Annotated in this window: 20 protein-coding genes, 1 other RNA gene and 1 riboswitch; of the genes, 7 read left to right on the forward strand and 14 right to left on the reverse strand. The window is 70.4% G+C overall.

Annotated features, from left to right (window positions below; translation table 11 throughout):
- Positions 1–102: 102 nt before the first annotated feature.
- The gene (locus ACTHL4_RS12890; protein WP_440283169.1) at positions 103–1,119 is read left to right on the forward strand and encodes a LacI family DNA-binding transcriptional regulator; all 1,017 of its coding nucleotides are present in this window, start codon (positions 103–105) and stop codon (positions 1,117–1,119) included.
- Here the strand turns inward: ACTHL4_RS12890 and ACTHL4_RS12895 are convergent.
- Complete coding sequence (locus ACTHL4_RS12895) at positions 1,104–2,324, reverse strand: MFS transporter (protein ID WP_440283170.1); 1,221 nt, start codon at positions 2,322–2,324, stop codon at positions 1,104–1,106. The genes ACTHL4_RS12890 and ACTHL4_RS12895 overlap by 16 nt on opposite strands.
- A gap of 28 nt (positions 2,325–2,352) precedes the next feature.
- The gene (locus ACTHL4_RS12900) at positions 2,353–2,532 is read right to left on the reverse strand and encodes a methionine aminopeptidase (RefSeq protein WP_440283171.1); all 180 of its coding nucleotides are present in this window, start codon (positions 2,530–2,532) and stop codon (positions 2,353–2,355) included.
- Between the two features lie 53 nt (positions 2,533–2,585).
- On the opposite strand from ACTHL4_RS12900, the gene map reads away from it, so the two are divergent.
- Complete coding sequence (gene map, locus ACTHL4_RS12905; RefSeq protein WP_440283172.1) at positions 2,586–3,449, forward strand: type I methionyl aminopeptidase; 864 nt, start codon at positions 2,586–2,588, stop codon at positions 3,447–3,449.
- Positions 3,450–3,491: 42 nt separating this feature from the next.
- A complete protein-coding gene (ppgK, locus tag ACTHL4_RS12910) occupies positions 3,492–4,268 on the forward strand; it encodes a polyphosphate--glucose phosphotransferase (RefSeq protein WP_440283173.1) in 777 nt (258 codons plus the stop codon).
- 15 nt (positions 4,269–4,283) lie between these two features.
- On the opposite strand, the gene ACTHL4_RS12915 is transcribed toward ppgK, so the two are convergent.
- Positions 4,284–5,432: a lipid II:glycine glycyltransferase FemX gene (locus tag ACTHL4_RS12915; RefSeq protein ID WP_440283174.1), complete on the reverse strand. Its 1,149-nt coding sequence runs from the start codon at positions 5,430–5,432 to the stop codon at positions 4,284–4,286.
- A 38-nt stretch (positions 5,433–5,470) separates the two neighbouring features.
- Positions 5,471–6,121 (reverse strand): MBL fold metallo-hydrolase, encoded by a 651-nt coding sequence (locus tag ACTHL4_RS12920; protein ID WP_440283175.1) that lies wholly within the window; start codon positions 6,119–6,121, stop codon positions 5,471–5,473.
- 49 nt (positions 6,122–6,170) lie between these two features.
- Between ACTHL4_RS12920 and ACTHL4_RS12925 the strand changes: the two genes are divergently transcribed.
- The gene (locus tag ACTHL4_RS12925; protein ID WP_440283176.1) at positions 6,171–7,628 is read left to right on the forward strand and encodes a GuaB1 family IMP dehydrogenase-related protein; all 1,458 of its coding nucleotides are present in this window, start codon (positions 6,171–6,173) and stop codon (positions 7,626–7,628) included.
- Between the two features lie 9 nt (positions 7,629–7,637).
- Here ACTHL4_RS12925 and ACTHL4_RS12930 read toward each other — a convergent pair whose 3' ends face one another.
- From ACTHL4_RS12930 to ACTHL4_RS12940, 3 genes are all read right to left on the reverse strand, one after another.
- On the reverse strand, positions 7,638–8,432 hold the full coding sequence (locus ACTHL4_RS12930; protein WP_440283177.1) for a hypothetical protein: 795 nt from the start codon (positions 8,430–8,432) through the stop codon (positions 7,638–7,640).
- Positions 8,433–8,460: 28 nt separating this feature from the next.
- Positions 8,461–8,646, reverse strand: a complete 186-nt coding sequence (locus ACTHL4_RS12935) for a hypothetical protein (protein ID WP_440283178.1) — start codon at positions 8,644–8,646, stop codon at positions 8,461–8,463.
- A gap of 147 nt (positions 8,647–8,793) precedes the next feature.
- Positions 8,794–8,943 (reverse strand): hypothetical protein, encoded by a 150-nt coding sequence (locus ACTHL4_RS12940; protein WP_440283179.1) that lies wholly within the window; start codon positions 8,941–8,943, stop codon positions 8,794–8,796.
- A 225-nt stretch (positions 8,944–9,168) separates the two neighbouring features.
- On the opposite strand from ACTHL4_RS12940, the gene ACTHL4_RS12945 reads away from it, so the two are divergent.
- On the forward strand, positions 9,169–9,375 hold the full coding sequence (locus ACTHL4_RS12945; protein WP_440283180.1) for a hypothetical protein: 207 nt from the start codon (positions 9,169–9,171) through the stop codon (positions 9,373–9,375).
- Positions 9,376–9,441: 66 nt separating this feature from the next.
- On the opposite strand, the gene rnpB is transcribed toward ACTHL4_RS12945, so the two are convergent.
- Both rnpB and ACTHL4_RS12955 read right to left on the reverse strand, forming a co-directional pair.
- Positions 9,442–9,815: RNase P RNA component class A (gene rnpB, locus ACTHL4_RS12950), an RNA gene on the reverse strand.
- A gap of 102 nt (positions 9,816–9,917) precedes the next feature.
- Positions 9,918–11,357, reverse strand: coding sequence for an RNB domain-containing ribonuclease (locus ACTHL4_RS12955; RefSeq protein WP_440283181.1), 1,440 nt, complete (start codon positions 11,355–11,357; stop codon positions 9,918–9,920).
- Positions 11,358–11,433: 76 nt separating this feature from the next.
- Here ACTHL4_RS12955 and ACTHL4_RS12960 point away from each other — a divergent pair, with 76 nt between their 5' ends.
- Both ACTHL4_RS12960 and ACTHL4_RS12965 read left to right on the forward strand, forming a co-directional pair.
- A complete protein-coding gene (locus ACTHL4_RS12960; RefSeq protein WP_440283182.1) occupies positions 11,434–12,180 on the forward strand; it encodes a YaaA family protein in 747 nt (248 codons plus the stop codon).
- On the forward strand, positions 12,170–13,282 hold the full coding sequence (locus ACTHL4_RS12965) for an SLC13 family permease (protein ID WP_440283183.1): 1,113 nt from the start codon (positions 12,170–12,172) through the stop codon (positions 13,280–13,282). The genes ACTHL4_RS12960 and ACTHL4_RS12965 overlap by 11 nt, the downstream gene beginning before the upstream one ends.
- On the opposite strand, the gene thiD is transcribed toward ACTHL4_RS12965, so the two are convergent.
- The 5 genes from thiD to ACTHL4_RS12990 all read right to left on the reverse strand — a co-directional run bounded on the left by thiD (position 13,273) and on the right by ACTHL4_RS12990 (position 17,521).
- Positions 13,273–14,097 (reverse strand): bifunctional hydroxymethylpyrimidine kinase/phosphomethylpyrimidine kinase, encoded by an 825-nt coding sequence (thiD, locus tag ACTHL4_RS12970; RefSeq protein ID WP_440283184.1) that lies wholly within the window; start codon positions 14,095–14,097, stop codon positions 13,273–13,275. The two genes, ACTHL4_RS12965 and thiD, sit on opposite strands and share 10 nt — an antisense overlap.
- On the reverse strand, positions 14,094–14,741 hold the full coding sequence (thiE, locus tag ACTHL4_RS12975; protein WP_440283185.1) for a thiamine phosphate synthase: 648 nt from the start codon (positions 14,739–14,741) through the stop codon (positions 14,094–14,096). Before thiE ends, thiD begins: the two co-directional genes overlap by 4 nt.
- Positions 14,738–15,517 carry a hydroxyethylthiazole kinase gene (thiM, locus tag ACTHL4_RS12980; protein WP_440283186.1) on the reverse strand — a complete coding sequence of 260 codons (780 nt, stop codon included), beginning with the start codon at positions 15,515–15,517 and terminating at the stop codon, positions 14,738–14,740. The genes thiE and thiM overlap by 4 nt, the downstream gene beginning before the upstream one ends.
- Complete coding sequence (locus ACTHL4_RS12985) at positions 15,514–16,200, reverse strand: TenA family protein (RefSeq protein WP_440283187.1); 687 nt, start codon at positions 16,198–16,200, stop codon at positions 15,514–15,516. Before ACTHL4_RS12985 ends, thiM begins: the two co-directional genes overlap by 4 nt.
- A riboswitch (TPP riboswitch) is annotated at positions 16,194–16,306 on the reverse strand. It overlaps the preceding gene by 7 nt.
- A gap of 21 nt (positions 16,307–16,327) precedes the next feature.
- Entirely contained in the window at positions 16,328–17,521 is a 1,194-nt protein-coding gene (locus tag ACTHL4_RS12990; protein WP_440283188.1) for an O-succinylhomoserine sulfhydrylase, read from the reverse strand.
- Between the last annotated feature and the right edge of the window lie 20 nt (positions 17,522–17,541).

The following is a 17,541-nucleotide window of genomic DNA, read 5'->3' on the forward strand; positions in this document are numbered from 1 at the left end:
ATCTAAGTCCGCCCGGGCCACCGGTCAAGCAGTTTCGACGAACGTTCGGCCAGAACGTCCACGCACAGCAGGGAGCGACATGCACATCGAACGAGCCGCATCATGACGACGCTGCGGGCCGTTGCCGAGGACGCCGGCGTGTCGATGTCCACCGCGTCGAAGGTGCTCAACGGCCGCCCGGACGTGAGCCCGAAGACCTCCGAGAAGGTGCTGCGGTCGGCCGCCAATCTCGGCTATCACGCACGCCACCGAGCCCGGCAGCGCGCCAATTCGGTGCTGATCCTCTTCGACGACCTGATCAGCCCCTACTCGCTGTCGGTGCTCAGCGGCGCCACCGAAGCCGCCATGCGGCTGGGGCAGTCGCTGGTCATCGAGCGGATGCTGACCGACGAGCAACCGCGGGGGCTCACCAAGCGATGGTTCGACTCGGTCGCCGCCCGCGGCATCGGCGCCCTGGTGACGGTGACGACGCCGATGACCGACCTGGAGCTGCAGTGGTGTGCCGACGCCGGCATCGCGCTGGTGGTGGTCGACCCGATCGGCACCACCACCCGGTCGGTGGTGACCGTCGCGGCGACCAACTGGGCCGGCGGCCGGGAGGCGACCCAGCACCTGCTCGACCTCGGGCACCGCCGCATCGGCTTCCTCAACGGCCCACCGACCTCGCAACCGGCCCGCGAGCGACTGCACGGCTACACCAGCGCGCTGACCGATGCCGGGATCGACTTCGACCCCGCACTCGTCCTCGGCGACGTGTATGCCGTCGAGCCGAGCCTGCACGCCGCACACGCCATGCTGGCGTTGCCCGATCCCCCGACGGCGATCTTCGCCTCCAGCGACGCCAGTGCGTTGGGTACCCTGCGCGCAGCGATGGAACGCGGTATGACGGTCCCGGGCGACCTGTCGGTGGTCGGCTTCGACGACACCCTGATGGCCCGTTGGGCGCCGATCCCGCTGACCACCGTCTATCAGCCGCTGGTCGAGATGGGCAAGGTCGCGGTCGAGCGGGTGCTGACGCTCGCCGACGACCCCGACGCGTTCTCGCACCCGTTCCAGCTGGAGACGCATCTGATCGTGCGCAAGACCACCGGACCGCTCGCGGGTCAGCCGGACAGCTGAATCTCGGCCGGAGGTGCCGGCGGGGCGGTCCGCTGCAACAGACGGAACGCCAACGCGGCCAGTGCGATCGCGCCGACCCCGGACAGCACGGGCACGGCATACGCGACGTGAGCGTTCCACCGCTCGATGACCGCGCCGCTGATCGCCGATCCGGCCGCGACGCCGATGAGCAGCCCGGTGAAAACGACCCCCATCGACTCGTTGACCTGCCCGGGCCGCACGAGCGTCTGGGCCAGCTTCATCGAGGTGATCAGCGTGGGCGCGGTGGCAGCGCCCGCGATCAGCAGCACCACCGCGAGCGCCACGAGGTTGTCCACCAGCAGGATCGGCGCCTCCAGGACGCACATCGCCACGGTGCCGAGCAGCAGGGTCCGCGACAGCGAACCCTTCATCTCCCGTGCGCCGAAAACTATTGCGGCGCAACCGGATCCGAGAGCGAACAGCGCGAGGATCAGCCCGGCGAGGTCCTTGTGCCCGCGCTCCGCGGAGAACGCCAGGGTGACCACGTCGTTCGCGCCGAGGATGCCGCCGGTCAGCACCATGATGAGCGCCACCACCAGCACCGGCAGATTGCGTATGACGCCTGCCGCCACCCCGCTCCCCGGCGGCTGGACCGGGGGTTCACTGGCACGCGCACTGACGAACAGCAGCGACCCGACGGCGTAGAGGACGGCCGCGGCGATGAAGCCGGCCTCCGGCGTCACGGTCGTCGCCAGCAGCACCGCGACCGCCGGCCCCACGACGAACGCGAACTCGTCGAGCACTTGCTCCAGCGACATGGCGGTGTGCAACCGCTCCGGCTGGCCGGCCAGCAGGTGGACCCAGCGGGCCCGGCTCATCGCGTCGGGGGCGGCCACGACCGCCGACAGGGGGTAGGCCACGAACAGCATCCAGTGCGGCGCACCGGACATGGACACGACGACCAGGACCGCGTCCCAGCACACGCCCCACAGGGCGAGCGGCACGGTCACCCGGCGCTGCCCGAATCGGTCGACCATCCGGCCGACGCCGGCGGCAGTGGCGGCCAGCATGATCAGGCCGACCGCGGAGACGGCCCCGGCGAGCGAGTAGGAGCCGCTGCGCCCGGCAACCATCGCCACCACGGCCACACCGAACATCGCCCCGCCGAGACGGGCGATCAACGACCCGACGAGGAAGCGCGCGGCCTCCGGGGTGGCGAGCAGCGCGCGGTAGGGCTTCAGCAACGGGGTATGACGCGCACGCGTCGCTCGGTCAGTTGTCGCCGTTCCATTCCTTGTCCTCGGCGTCCCAGGCGGCCGTGCGCTCGGCCGCGTGCTGGATCGCGTTGCGGGCTTCGGCCTCGGTCTCGTAGGGACCCAGCAGGTTGGCCTTGGGGTCGGTCTCGCCGTCCTGCTCGACCTTGTTGCTGTCCACGTTGTACCAGTAGGCCACGGTGCGGCTCCGTCGTCGTGATGGTCGGGTCTTCGCTCCTTAGACTGCACCCTATGTCCGTCACCAGCCCACCGGTGCGAGCCGGTCGCATCGGCCCGCGCCGTGCCGTCCCCGCCATCATCGACCGGCCCGAATACGTCGGTCGGCCGGCGCCGGCGCCGTTCACCCGCCCGGAGGTCCGGGACCCGGAGCTGATCCACCGGATCCGGGTGGCCGCCCGCATCGCTGCGCAGGCGCTGCAGGCCGCCGGTGCCGCCGTCCGTCCCGGGGTCACGACCGACGAGCTCGACCGGATCGGTCACGAGTTCATGCTCGACCACGGTGCCTATCCGTCGACGCTCGGATATCGCGGGTTCCCCAAATCCTTGTGCACCAGCGTCAACGAGATCGTCTGTCACGGCATACCCGACGACCGGCCGCTGGCGGACGGCGACATCGTCAAGATCGACGTCACGGCATACAAGGACGGCGCCCACGGCGACAACTGCGCGACCTTCCTGGTCGGGGACGTCGACGAGGAGTCACGGCTGCTGGTCGAACGCACCGAGCAGGCGATGCTGCGCGGCATCAAGGCGGCGCTGCCCGGGCGGGCCGTCAACGTCATCGGCCGGGTCATCGAGAAGTACGCCCAGCGGTTCGGGTACGGCGTGGTGCGCGACTACACCGGACATGGTGTCGGCCCGGTCTTCCACTCCGGACTGGTCATCCCCCATTACGACGCCGCGCCGGCGCACGCGGACGTGATCGAGCCGGGTATGACGTTCACCGTCGAGCCGATGCTCAATCTGGGCACCGCGGACTGGACCCTGTGGGACGACGGATGGACCGTCGCCACCCGGGACCTGCGACGGTCCGCGCAGTTCGAGCACACCGTGCTGATCACCGACAGCGGGCCGGAGATCCTGACCGTGCCATAAGGTCTTGGTCACAGCAGCAGTCGCGAAGGAGCCTGGAAAGAAATGACCACCACCTACCCGCTGGGCATCGATGTGGGCGGCACCGGCATCAAGGGAGCTCCGGTCGATCTGGACAAGGGTGCCTTCGCCAAGGACCGGTTGCGCATCGACACCCCCAAGGAGTCCACGCCGGACGCGGTGGCCGAGGTGATCGAGCAGATCGCCGACAAGTTCGCCGACGACATCGACGGCCAGCCGATCGGCATCACCCTGCCCTGTGTGGTGACTCACGGCGTGGTGAGGACCGCTGCGAACATTGACAGTTCGTGGATCGGCACCAACGTCGAGGACCTGCTGAGCAGACGGCTGGGCAGGTACGTGACGGTCGTCAACGATGCGGACGCAGCCGGTGTCGGCGAGTTGCGCTTCGGTGCGGCACGCAACACCGAGGGCACTGTGCTGGTGTCGACCCTCGGCACCGGCATCGGCTCCGCGCTCCTGGTCGACGGGCAGTTGCTGCCCAATTCCGAGCTGGGCCACCTGGAGATCGACGGCCACGACGCCGAGACCAAGGCCGCCGAGAGCGCTCACGTCCTGGAGGACCTGTCCTGGGAGCAATGGGCCCAGCGCCTGCAGCGCTACTACAGCCACATCGAGGACCTGCTCTGGCCGGACCTGATCGTCGTGGGCGGTGGCATCTCGAAGAAGGCCGACAAGTTCCTGCCGTTGCTGCACCTGCGCGCGCCGATCGTCGCGGCGCAGTTGCGCAACGCGGCCGGCATCGTCGGTGCGGCGTGGCTGGCCGATCACGCGGCGACCCTCAAGCAGCAGCGGCTGTAGCTCAGGACTGCCGGCTCAGGGCTTGGTGTCGCCCCGCCGGCGGACGGTGCCGGCCACCCGGTCGAGTGCCGATTTCGGGTCACGGGCCGTCGCGCGCAGGGCCGGCAGACCGCGCTTGAGCGCGTGCCGCACCGTCGGCAGCGCCGTCGCGAACGCCGGGTAGAGCGGCGACAGCGGCTTGTCCCAGGTGCCGATCAGCAGGTCCTCGTGCTTGCTGAACTGTCGCTTGAAGTCGGAGATGCCGTCATTGAGCAGGCCGTTGAAGTCGTACCGCGCCACGCCTTGCGCCTTCACGTGTTGCATCGCGTGGAACTTCAGGCCGTAGTTGAGCCGCAGCTTCATGCCGCGCGGGGAGACCCCGCCATACAGCTCGAAGGCCGTGGTGTCGGAGACGACCAGCCAGACGAACGCCACGAGGTCGTCGCCCTCCCAGGCGGCGAGGAGTTGGGAGCGCTCCCCCATCAGGTCACGGATCGCGCGATGGTAGCTGTCGTCGTGCACCGCGAAGCCGGCGCGCCGGCCGGTCTCCTTGTTGATCGCCAGCACCTGCTCCAGGTCGGCATCGGAGGTGACCAGGCCGAAGCGGACACCCTCGGCGCGGAACGACTTGCGGACGTTCTGCCGGGTGCTGGAGTTGAAGGCCCCCCGGATGTCGTCCTCGTCCGGTGTCAGGTCGACGACCAGGGTGCGCGGGATCAGGCCGGTGTTGGCGCTGCGGCGGAATCCAGCACCGGCGACCGACGCCAGCCAGCCGGTCGGGGGTGACTGCTGAATGCGGGCGATCTCCTCGTCGTCGACGCCCTTGGGCAGCGGCGACTGCGGATCGGCCCAATCCGGCTCGATGCTCAGCGCGATCGAGCCTCGGGTGCCCTTGACGTGGTCGGCCAGCGCGGTGAGCACGGCCGCCCGGTCGCCCTCGACGGCGACCGGGCCGCGCGGGATGTAGGCGAGGGACCTGAACGGCGGCGGCAACCGGCGGTGGAGCACCTGGGCCGCCCCGACCTGGCGGCCCTGCGCGTCCTGGACGAACAGCCGGTCGGCCGTCCACGCGTAACGTGACTTGACCTCGCCCCATCCCCACAGCTGCAGCGGGTGACCCCCAGCGGACAGAACGGCGCGGTCCCAGGTGTCACGGTCATGGCAGGTGGTCACTCGCAGCTTCACGGCCACCAAGGTACCCGGGGCCGGACGGCCTGCTTCGCTCAGACCGTCACGGCACCGGCGCCGCGCAGGTCCCGCACGGGTACGCCGCCGTCGCGCCCGAATTCGGTGATGTGGTGCAGGTAGACGCCACGGCCGGGATCGGTCAGCAGGCCATCGTGGATCGGCACGACCGCTGTCGGTGCGATGCGTCGGACGAACTCGACGGTCTCCTTCACCGCACACCACGGTGCACTGACCGGCACGGCCAGCAGGTCGACCGCCGGGACCTCCGCGTCCAGCGCGTCGCCGGGGTGGAACAGCGAGGGCTCGCCCGGCGCGCGCAACACCAGCCCGACGTTGGCGATGCGCGGGACGTACTCGGTGATCACCGCGTGTTGCGCGCCGACCGGCGTCACCGTGAGGTCCCCGAACGAGAACGGCTCACCGTCCACCGTCGGACGGGCCGGGATGTCCTTGTCGGCGAGCAGTCGCACCGACTCCGGGTCCGCGTGCACCACGGCGTGCGGGTTGCGCTCCAGCAACACCGGCACGCGATCCGGGTCGAGATGGTCGAAGTGCTGGTGGGTGATCAGCACCGCGTCCAGGCCCTCGACGCCCTCGAACGAGGAGAACGTGCCCGGATCGAGCAGGACCCGGCGTCCGGCGACCTCGACGAGCAGGCAGGAATGACCAAGATGTGTGATCTGCATGCCTCTCACGGTATGACGCGCGGGACGATCACACGTAGCATGGCCGAACGTGAAGTTCCTCGGCGACCGCCCGGCATACGACCTGACCTACAACGACGTCTTCATGGCGCCCTCCCGTTCCTCGGTGAGCAGCCGCCTCGACGTCGACCTGACCACCCCGGACGGGGTCGGCACCACCATTCCGCTCGTCGTGGCGAACATGACCGCGATCTCCGGGCGCCGGATGGCCGAGACCATCGCGCGGCGCGGCGCGATCGCGGTGCTGCCGCAGGACATCCCGGAGCACGCGATGCGCGAGACGGTCGGGTATGTGAAGTCGCGTCACACGGTCTACGAGACGCCGGTGACCGTGCGCCCCGACGAACCGGTCGGCAATGTGCTGGCGCTCATCGGCAAGCGCGCACACCGCACCGCCGTCGTGGTGGATGACCTGCGGGCACCGGTCGGGCTGGTGACCGAGCGGCATTCCCGGCGGGTCGACCGCTTCGCCACCGTCGGCGAGGTGATGACCCGCGACCTGTTCACCGTCAAGGACGGCGACGACCTCGGTGCGGTCTTCGACTCCCTCACCGAGCACCACTTCGAGCTCGCGCCGGTCGTGCGCGACGGCGAACTCGCCGGGGTGCTCACCCGGCAGGTCATCCTGCGCTCGACGATCTACCGGCCGGCAGTGGACGCCGACGGCCGGCTGCGCATCGGCGTCGCCATCGGCATCAACGGCGACGTGCGGGCCAAGGCGGCCGCCGCGCTCGACGCCGGCGCCGACGTGCTGGTGGTCGACACCGCGCACGGCCACCAGGACAAGATGATCGACGCACTCGCCGTCGTCCGGGCCGTCCGCGACGAGCACGCAGCCCAGGTCGGCAACCGCGTCCCGGTCGCCGCAGGCAACGTGGTGACCGCCGACGGGGCGCGCGATCTGGCCACCGCGGGCGCCGACATCATCAAGGTCGGCGTCGGACCGGGTGCCATGTGCACCACCCGGATGATGACCGGAGTCGGCCGCCCGCAGTTCTCCGCAGTGCTCGAATGCGCCGCCGCGGCAACGGAACTCGGCGCGTCCGTGTGGGCCGACGGCGGTGTGAAGTACCCGCGGGACGTGGCCCTCGCGCTGGCTGCCGGTGCCGGGTCGGTGATGATCGGCTCGTGGTTCGCCGGCACCTGGGAGAGCCCGGGCGACCTCAACACCGACGCCGACGGGCGCCTGTTCAAGGAGTCGTTCGGTATGGCGAGTGCGCGTGCCGTCAGTGGGCGGACGCAGGCGCGCAGCGCGTTCGACCGCGCACGGTCCGCGCTGTTCGAGGAGGGCATCTCCTCCTCGCGGATGTTCCTGGACCCGGCACGTCCGGGTGTCGAGGACCTGATCGACTCGATCATTGCCGGGGTGCGGTCCAGCTTCACCTACGCCGGCGCCCGCAGCATCGCGCAGTTCCGCGAGCGCGCACTGGTCGGCGTGCAGAGTGCCAGCGGGTACGACGAGGGCCGGCCGCGCGAGACATCCTGGTGACTTTCCCACCTAGCCACGTCGTCGGGGCGCACGGGCCCTCAGGAAGTCGCGCGCGCCGCTGAGGTCGTCGGTGTCGAGATGGTCCACACCGGCATCCAGCAGCGTCGCCCAGAGTGTGTCCCGGGCAGGTCCCGGCCGGTCGGGGGTGTCCCAGAAGCGCACCCGCTGGCCGCGGGAGTGTGCGTCGGCGACCATCCGGTCCAGCCGCACACGCTGATCGGCCGGCATCTGCCCGACGCCCCGCCAGGAGAAGAGCTCGGGCCAGCAGTCGCTGCGCAACGGCATCAGGTCCGCCGTGACATCGAGACCGGTGCGTCGAACCCGACCGTCGACACCGGTCCAGCGGTGTGGGGCGTCATACAGCTGCTCGGAGAGGGTTCCGCTGACGATCACCGTGACGCCGGCGGCCGCGAACCGCCCGTCCTGCCAGGAACTGACCAGGTCGGAGTAGCGCCGCAGCGTCGCCTCGATGACCGGCCGCGCCCTGCGCGGATTGCTCTTGACGTCGAGCAGCAGCGTGATCGGCTCACTGGAATCGCTGTGCACGCAACCGGTTTCGCGGATCATCGCGGCCAGCGGGTCGAGGTAGAGCCGGCGCAGGCTCCGCAGCGGGCTCGGCGCGCTGTGCCCGACGAGGATCCGGCCACCGACCACCCAGACGTCCACCTCGAGACTGGTGAAGCCGGCCGTCAGCGCATCCCACAACGGTCGGCGATGCCGGGAGTCGGCGTGGGCATGGGCGTGCGGCACGGACGTCGTGGCCGCGACCTGTCGCCAGAGCGAGGAGCGGTCGCGAGGCGTCATACGGCCCATCATGGCGGAGCGTTCGGCGCTACCGGCCGTGCGGCGTCGGTCCCCCCACCGTCCCGTCCGGGTCGATGTGCCGCAGCACCTGCCCGGGGCTGCGCGGGCAGTCGCACTGCCGACAGCCCAGCACGGTGTTCACGTGCATGCCCGCGATGTGACCGCACCGGTCACACACGTCCGGCGCCGGCGCGTGATGTCGGAACAGCCCCATGGCCGGATGCTAGGAACACCGGCTGGGAACTGCCTCCGAACCCGCCACGTACCGATCTCCCGAGCAGCGCCGGCACCCGACCGGGCCGGGACAGCGAAGCGCCCCACCCGACCGGAATCGGCCAGGTGGGGCGCTGCTCCGTAGTCGTCAGACCTTGCGCTTGATCCAGCCGTATGCGGCCGTCGCGAGGAACAGGATGATCCCCACGAAGGCCAGCCACAACAAGCCCTTGATCACGAAACCGAGGACGGCAAGGACGATCCAGATGACGAGCAGCAGCCCGATGAATGCCAACATGCGTCACATCCTTGCATGCCGCAGATCCGCGACCGGACGGCCGCTGGACACGGCGTCCGGTTCGTACACCGTTGATCCGCGCAACGTTTCAGGTGCTGTTCGCCCCTACTCGCACGTAGCCACGACGACGTCGACTACTGTCCATTCCCGGCACTGATCGAGGCGCCAGTCAGCACGACCACAGGGGACCCACGCCACCGACCATGGAAGAGGAACCCGAACCAGATGTTGACGTGGGCGTGGTGCTCCTCCCTGGCTGTCCTCCTGCTCGGCTACCTCAGCTTCGCGCTGGGCGCGGTCCTGAGCATCAACGGCCGCACGCGTAGTGGCCGGCACGCGGTGAGGTTCGCGTTCCGCGCGATCCTTCTCGGGGCGACCGGGACGTTCGCCGGCGCGATCTGGTGGATCGGCGCCAGGATCAACGGCTCGTGACCGCCTTCGCCTCGGTGTCCACGGCGTCCCGGTGGGTCGCTCCGCGCCGCCCCACGGCACGGTGGGTGGATGAGCCGGCCTGTAAGCCGGATTTTGTATGGCGCCCGCCGCACGCGGCGGACACGTGGCGATCATCCATCTAGGACCACCGTTGCCGGTGGCCTCCAGCGATCTACCCGCGTGCTCGGACGGGCCGCCCTCGGTCACACGCTGTCTGATCTTGCTCCAGGTGGGGTTTACCCAGCCACGCCAGTCGCCTGGCGTGCTGGTGGTCTCTTACACCACCGTTTCACCCTTACCCCCGGCGAACCGGAGGCGGTCTGTTCTCTGTGGCACTTTCCCGCGGGTCACCCCGGGTGGCCGTTAGCCACCACCTTGCCCTTCGGAGTCCGGACTTTCCTCGCCCCGATCGCTCGGGCCGCGACCGCCCGGCCGACTCATCCGCGGGCCATTCTATCCGTGCCACCGTTTCACCCATGCCAACCGGGCGGTATGGCTCAGGCTTGGCATGGGGCAAGGCCGGCGCAGCGCCCTACGCCGCCCTACACCAGATCGAAGCGGACCCGGTGTTCCTCGATGTTCGCCTCGGTGAGCTTGACCCGGACCTCGGCACCCGCCTCGGCGCGCCCGTCGGCCTTGGCGGTGACGGCCAGGTCGACCAGTTGCACGGTCAGCCCCTTCTCATCGGTGTCCACCACGTATGCCGCGAAGGTCTCCCCGACGCGGTGCACCAGCAGGGCCGCCTCGACGGCGTCGGTGCAGGCGTGCTCGGCCTGGCTCGCCTTCTGGTCGGTCGTGCGCATGATCTCCGGCAACGTCGGCAGTGCGGTGCGGACCCAGTCGGGCACCGGTGCGCCCTGGCTGACCGCCTCGCAGACGACGAGCCCGAAGCGGTCGACCAGCCGGCGCAGCGGCGCCGTGACGTGGGCGTAGGGCGCCGCGACCGCCGCCTGAATGGTCTCCTCCGGTTGCTGTCCGTCGAACGGCGTGTAACCGGCTCCGCGGAACAGGCTCGTGGCGTCGTGGACCAACGCCAGATGCTTGGGATCGGACCGGTCGAGGCCGCGGATGAAATCGCCGTACTCCTGGTCCCCGGGCCAGGCGACCCCCAGCGCCTTGGCCTGCCGTCGCAGCCGGACGATCGCATTCTGCTCCGGCGCGGGCAAGGTACGCAGGATGACGACCATCGCCTGCACCAAAAACACGGCGGCCGCCAAACCGGTCAGCAGCGAGATCTGGGCGTTCCACTCCTCCGCGGGCAGCTGCGGCCGGAAGGTCAGGTGGTAGCTGCCGTCCTCGGCCTTGCTGATCTCCTGCTCCGGCATCGGCAGATTGGCACCACCGCGCTTGGCCTCCAACGCGACCCGCAACTGCCCGATCTCCCGCAGCAGCTTCAGACCGCCCGGTGCGGACCCGTCGTCGAGCTGTTGCTGCACGTGCTCGTAGTCCAACCGGGCGGTGCTGCGGACGCGGGCTCGATAGACCTCGCTCGACGTCGTCTCCCCCAGCGACGAGAGCCGGATGTCCCACACGTACGCCGACCTGTCCTGGTCCGGCAGCAGGCTGACGGCGTCCTCACTGAGCACCTTGGGGTGCAGCGGCACGCGCACGTCGGGCAGGTAGATCGTCTGGCCACGACGGCGGGTCTCGGCATCGAGCTGCCCGCCGGGTGAGACGTAGGCGGGGACGTCCGCGATGGCGTAGCGCACCCGGTAGCCGTCACCGTCGCGTTCCAGGCACATGGCCTGGTCCAGGTCCATCGATCCGAACGGGTCGATGGTGAAGAAGGGCACCGCCGTCTCGTCGCGGTCCGGCAGCGGCACGGCCGTCGCCGCCTGTTCGGCTTCGGTGAGCGCCGCCTGCGGGTAGTCCAGCGACAGGTCGAGTTGCTCGCGCAGAGTTTCGAAAGCCCGCTCCAACGGGCCGGCGTCGGCTCCGGCCTTCGGGTCGGCCTTCGGGGCGATCAGGTGCCGTGGGTTCATGCGCCAACCATAGGCATCGGGCGGGTCGCAGCGGTCCGTTCCGCAACGGTGCGCGTCCGCGTCGTAGCCTGTGCGCGTGCTGATCCTGCTGCCGCCCTCCGAGACCAAGACTCCACGAGCGCGCGGCAAGGCGTTGGACCTGTCCCGGCTGGCACTGCCGGACCTGACCCCGGCGCGGGACAAGCTGCTGCACGAGCTGGCCGCGGCGAGTGCCCGCCCGGACGCCCTGCAGGTCCTCGGGGTGGGGGCGAGTCTCGCCGGTGACGTCGCCCGCAACCTGCAGCTGCGCACCGCGCCCGCCCAGCACGTCGCCGATCTCTACACCGGCGTACTGTATGACGCCCTGGACCTGCCCGGCCTCGACACGGCCGCGCTCCGCCGCGCCCGTCGCTGGATCGTCGTGCAGTCCGCACTCTTCGGCGCGCTCCGGCTGACGGATCGCGTGCCGGCATACCGGCTGTCGATGGGCACCCATCTGCCGGGCGCCGGACCGCTGGCGGCCTACTGGCGCGGTGAACTGGCGGCGCCCATGACCGCACTCGCCGGCAGCGGCGTCGTGGTCGACTGCCGGTCGAGCACGTATGCCGCCGCGTGGACACCGACCGGGGCGACCGCCGAGCGTTGGGTGCGCATCCAGGTGCCGGGCGCCACCCACCATGCCAAGCACACCCGTGGCCTGGTGACCCGGCACCTCGCCGAAGCGGGCATCTCGCCACGGACGCCGGCGGCGCTGCGTGACGTTGTCGGCTCCGCGTTCGCCGTCGAGCTGCACGAGCCGCGGCGCCCCGGAACGCCGTGGGAGCTCGCCGTGAGTGCCGCATGACACAGAGCGCGGCGTGACCGACTTCGCCGGTCAACTGGTCGACCGCGTCGGCCCGGTCCTTGCCTTCCTCGTCTGCATCACCGTCGTCGCCGAGATCTCCGACCACGCGGGCGTTTTCGATGTCGCCGGACACTGGGCAGCGCGGATGGCGAAGGGGCGCACGCTCGGTCTGTGGCTGATCGTGGTGGCGCTGTCCTGTGTGGCGACGACGGTCCTCAGCCTGGACACCACCGCGGTGCTGCTCACCCCGGTCGTCATCACCACGGCCCGTCAGGCGCAACTGCCGCCCTTGCCCTTCGCCTTCACCACGGTGTGGCTGGCGAACACCGCGTCGCTGCTGCTACCGGTGTCCAACCTCAGCAACCTGCTGGCGTTGCACGAATTCGACCACTGGGGCGGTTTCTCGGCATACGTGCGGGTGGCCTGGGCACCCGCACTGGTGGCGATGGCGTCGACGGTGGCGGTGATCGCGCTGCTGCATCACCGCCGGTTGCGCGGCCGGTACGCCGTGCCCGAGATGCCGCGGCCGCACGACGTGGTGCTGCTGCGGGTGTGCGCTGCCGTCTGTGTGGCGCTGGGACCGCTGTTCGTCACGGGTGTCACGCCCGCCATACCTGCTGCAGCCGGGGCGCTGGTCCTGCTGGTGACGTTGGCGGTGCGTGAACGCGCGGCGCTGCGCAACGTCGCGGTCCCGTGGCTGATGGTCGTCGCGGTGACCGTGCTCTTCGCGCTGGTGGACTTCCTGCGCACGCACGGCCTCGACACGGTACTGGCCCGCGTCATGGGCACGGGTGAGTCCACGGTGGATCTGTTGCGCGTGTCCGGTCTCGGTGCCGTCGGCGCCAACCTGATCAACAACCTGCCCGCCTACCTGGCCGCCGAGTCCGCCGCGAGCGGTTCCGCCCACCGGCTGATGGCGTTGTTGGTCGGTGTCAACGCCGGACCCATCGTCACCGTCTGGGGTTCCCTGGCCACGCTGCTCTGGCTCGGTCGCTGCCGACGCGCCGGACTGTCGATCCCGTTGCGGCGCTTCACCATCGAGTCCTCACTGGTGGCTGTGGTCACCGTGGTGGCAGCCACCGTGGCGCTCGGTCAGGTCTGATCGGGGGCGACCGGCCAGGCGTCCCAGAAGTGGTGCACCGGCCCGTGACCGCTGCCGATCGACAGGGTGTCCGCTGCGCGCAGCGCACCGGTCAGATAGGTTTTGGCATCCCGGACCGCGTCGGCCCACGAGTCACGCTGCGGCCGCAGCGCCGCGATCGCCGACGACAGCGTGCAGCCGGTCCCGTGCGTGTTGCGGGTGTCCACGCGCGGGGTGTCGAACTCGGTCATCCGGCCGTCGACCAGCAACAGGTCCGTGCTCTCGGGGCCGTCGAGGTGACCGCCCTTGAGCAGCACCCCGGAGGTCAGCTGCGCCAGTGCCCTCAACTGCCGGTCCATCTCGCACACGCTCGTGGCTTCCGCGACACCGAGCAGATCGGCCGCCTCCGGGAGGTTGGGTGTGATCAGGTCGGCGAGCGGCACCATCTCGTCCCGCAACGCCGCGACGGCATCGGCGGGCAGCAGCCGGTGACCGCTCGTGGCGACCATCCCCGGGTCGAGCACGACCGGCCCGGGCCGGCGCGCGCGGAGCACGTCGGCGACCGCCTCGGTGACCTCGGCCGTGCCCAGCATGCCGATCTTGACCGCGTCGACCCGCACATCGTCCAGCAGGTTGGTCAGTTGCCCCGCGACCGTGCGCCCGTCGAGCTGGTGGATCGCAGCGACGCCGCGGGTGTTCTGGGTGACCACCGCCGTCACCACCACGGTGCCGAAGGCGCCGAGCGCGGAGAACGTCTTCAGGTCGGCACTGATCCCGGCCCCGCCGCTGGGGTCGGTGCCGGCGATGGTCAGCACTGTCGGGATGTATGACGTCATCGGATCTGCCCTGCTGCCAACATATCTCGCGCCGCGCCGGCCGGGTCGGGCGCGGCGCAGAGGGCCGACACGACCGCGACCCCGGCGGCACCGGCGTCCTGCAACGGCGTGACGTGTTGCTGCGTGATGCCGCCGATCGCCACGGCCGGCCACGGACAGCCGGCCAGCGCTTCGCGGACGCCGTCGATCCCGAGTGGCGCGGCGGCTCTCGGCTTGGTCGGCGTGGCGAAGACCGGGCCCACACCCAGGTGGTCGACCGTGCCGGCGGGCCACTCGCCGACCGCGTCGATCTCCGCCCGGCAGGAGACCGAGTGCCCGATCACGAGTCCCGGACCGGCGATGCGGCGCGCGTCCACCGGGTGCAGGTCGGACTGGCCGAGGTGCACCCCGTCGGCACCGACAGCGAGCGCGACGTCGAGCCGGTCGTCGACGATGAACGGCACGCCGGCGTCCGCGGTCACCTGCCGCAATTGCCTTGCCGTGTCCAGCAGTTCACGGGTCGTGGCGTCGTGGTCGCGCAGCTGCACGAGCGTCACCCCGCCCACGAGCGCCTGTCGCACGGTCTCCACGACACCGCGCTCACCACAGAGCGCACGGTCGGTTACCAGGTAGAGCCGCAACCATCCGGCATCGAAGGACCTCACGACCTGAGCCTTGCCAGCTGATCCGGACCGATGCCGTGCAGGGCGTCCAGCAGCTCCACGGCGAACGAGCCGGGGCCGCTCGATCGCTCGACCGCCAGCTCGGCGGCGATCGTCCAGACGGCCGTGGCCGCGAACGCGGCGTCGGCCGGTGGAGCGCACGCGGCGAAGGCCGCGGTGATCGCGCCGAGTGCACAGCCCACGCCGGTCACCTTGGTCATCATCGGCGTGCCGTTGGAGACGGTGCGCACGGTGTCGCCCACGATGTGGTCGACCGGGCCGCTGACCGCGACCGCTCCCCCGGTCCTGGACCGTAGGGCGTGCGCCGACTCCAGGGCCGCGTCGGTGCCGGCGGTGCTGTCGACGCCTCGTCCGCCGCCGTCCGCGCCGGCCAGGCTCATCACCTCCGAGGCATTGCCGCGGACGACGCACGGCCGCAGCGGCACCAGCTCCGCGGCGACCCGGTCCCGCAACGGCAGGCCGCCCACGGCGACCGGATCGAGCACCCACGGGGTGCCCGCCTGTCCGGCGGCCTGCGCGGTGGCGACCATGGTCTCCGCCGCCGCCGGCGAGATGGTGCCGACATTGATCAGCAGCGCGTCGGCGACACCGGCGAAAACCGTTGCCTCCTCGAGGTTGTCGACCATCGCGGGCGCGGCGCCGAGCGCCAGGAGCGTATTGGCGGTGAAGCCGGTCACCACCGAGTTGGTGATGCACTGGACCAAGGGTGCGGTGCGGCGCAGTTCGGCCAGCAGATCGGCCACGTCGTGATGGTTCACCAGGGCCACCGCTCCTCGCGGACCGCCGCGTCCCAGAACATCCACTCGTAGCGGGTCGCGGTCTCGACGTGTGGCGCCATGCCGGCGAGCATGCCGTCGCTGCACGAGACGGTGGTCCGGTCGACGATCGCCAGCATCTCGGCGACGCTGCGCGCGAAGTCAGGGGCGGCATACGACTCGATCCACCGCGCACAGACCGGGTCGGATGACCCGGACGCCGCCAGCGCCGCACCGACCTGCTGATAGATCCAGTAGCAGGGCAACACGGCAGCGAGCCCCTCGTGGAACGGCCGCTGCGCGCAGGTCGCCAGCAGGTAGCTGGTGTATGCCGTGGTGGGGGGCGACGTGGGCGTGGTGTGCAGCAACCGAGGGTCCAGGCCGGCCTGCTCGAGCAGGGCCGGGTGCAGCCCGAGCTCGGTGGCGACCGCGGAGCCGGCGTGCGCGGCGAGGGTCCCGGCGGCGTCGGACGGCGCCTTGGCGGCGAGCAGCGCGAGGGCCCTGGCGTATTCGCGCAGATAGAGCGTGTCCTGCACGATGAAGTAGCCGAAGGCGTCTCGGGGCAGGGTGCCCGCTGCGAGACCGCTCAGGAAGTCGTGGGCGAGCACCCGTTTGAGGCCGTCCTCCATCGGTGTTCCGAGCACCGGCCACCAGGTGTATGACGATCTGGTTTCCACTGCGGACATCGCAGATCCCTTCCTCCGCCGGCATTGTCCGGCTCAGGTCGTAGCGGTCGGCGACGCCTCAGTCGCCCTCTCAGCCCGGTCGTTCCGAGCTCCCGCGGGTTGTCCAGCCCACCGTAGCGGGCGCGGATCAGGACAGCGCGGCCAGCCCGCCGGTGAGGTCCCGGACCAGGTCGTCGGCGTCCTCCAGGCCGACCGACAGGCGCAGCACACCGTCGGTGATGCCGATCGCCGCGCGCGCCTCGGCACCCATCCGGCGGTGGGTGGTGGTCGCCGGGTGGGTGATCAGTGATTTGGAGTCGCCCAGATTGTTCGAGATATCAATGATGCCAAGCGAATTCATCAATGCGAATGCCTCCGCCTTGCCCCCGTCGAGCTCGAACGTCACGACCGTGCCGCCACCGCTCATCTGCCGTTGCGCGAGTGCGAACTGCGCATGTGAGTCCAGGAACGGATACCAGACCTGACGGATCGCCGGATGTTGCTGCAGAGCGCCCGCGACCTGCAACGCAGTCCGCGCCTGCGCCTCGACGCGCAGCCGCATCGTCTCCAGACCCTTGAGCAGCACCCAGGCGTTGAACGCCGACATCGACGGGCCCGTGTGTCGCAGCAGGTTCTCGACCGGGCCGTGGATGTAGTCCTCGCTGCCCAGGATCGCGCCGCCGAGCACCCGACCCTGGCCGTCGATGTGCTTGGTGGCCGAATAGACCACGACATCCGCGCCGTGCTCCAGCGGGCGGGAGAAGACCGGAGTGCCGAAGACGTTGTCGACCACGACCTGCGCCCCGGCGGCGTGCGCGTGCTCGGTCACGAACTCGATGTCGACGAGCTCCTGCATCGGGTTGCTCGGAGTCTCGAAGAAGACCGCGGTGGTCGGTTCGGCGAGCGCCGCCCGCCACTGCTCGTTGTCCGGACCGTCGACGAAGACCGTCTGCACGCCCCAGCGCGGCAGGATCTCGTTCAGGATCACGAAGCACGAGCCGAACAACCCACGGGCCGCCACGACCCGGTCACCGGCACCGAGCAGAGCCGCCAGGGCGGTGAAGACCGCACCCATGCCCGACCCGGTGGCGTAGCAGGCCTGCGCGCCCTCCAGCTGCCGCAGCCGCTCCTCGAACACGGCGACCGTCGGATTTCCGTACCGGCTGTAGACGAACCGGTCGGCCGCGCCGGTGAAGGCCGCTTCGGCGTCCTCCGCCGTCCGGTAGACGAACCCGGACGTCAGATAGAGCGCCTCGGACGTCTCCTCGAAACCGCTGCGGGACAGTCCGCCCCGCACGGCAACGGTGTCCGGGGACCAGTCATGGGATGGCGACGACGTCATGAAAGGCACCTTCCCACACG

This window comes from Flexivirga sp. (assembly GCF_051955415.1).
Taxonomy (GTDB): domain Bacteria; phylum Actinomycetota; class Actinomycetes; order Actinomycetales; family Dermatophilaceae; genus Flexivirga.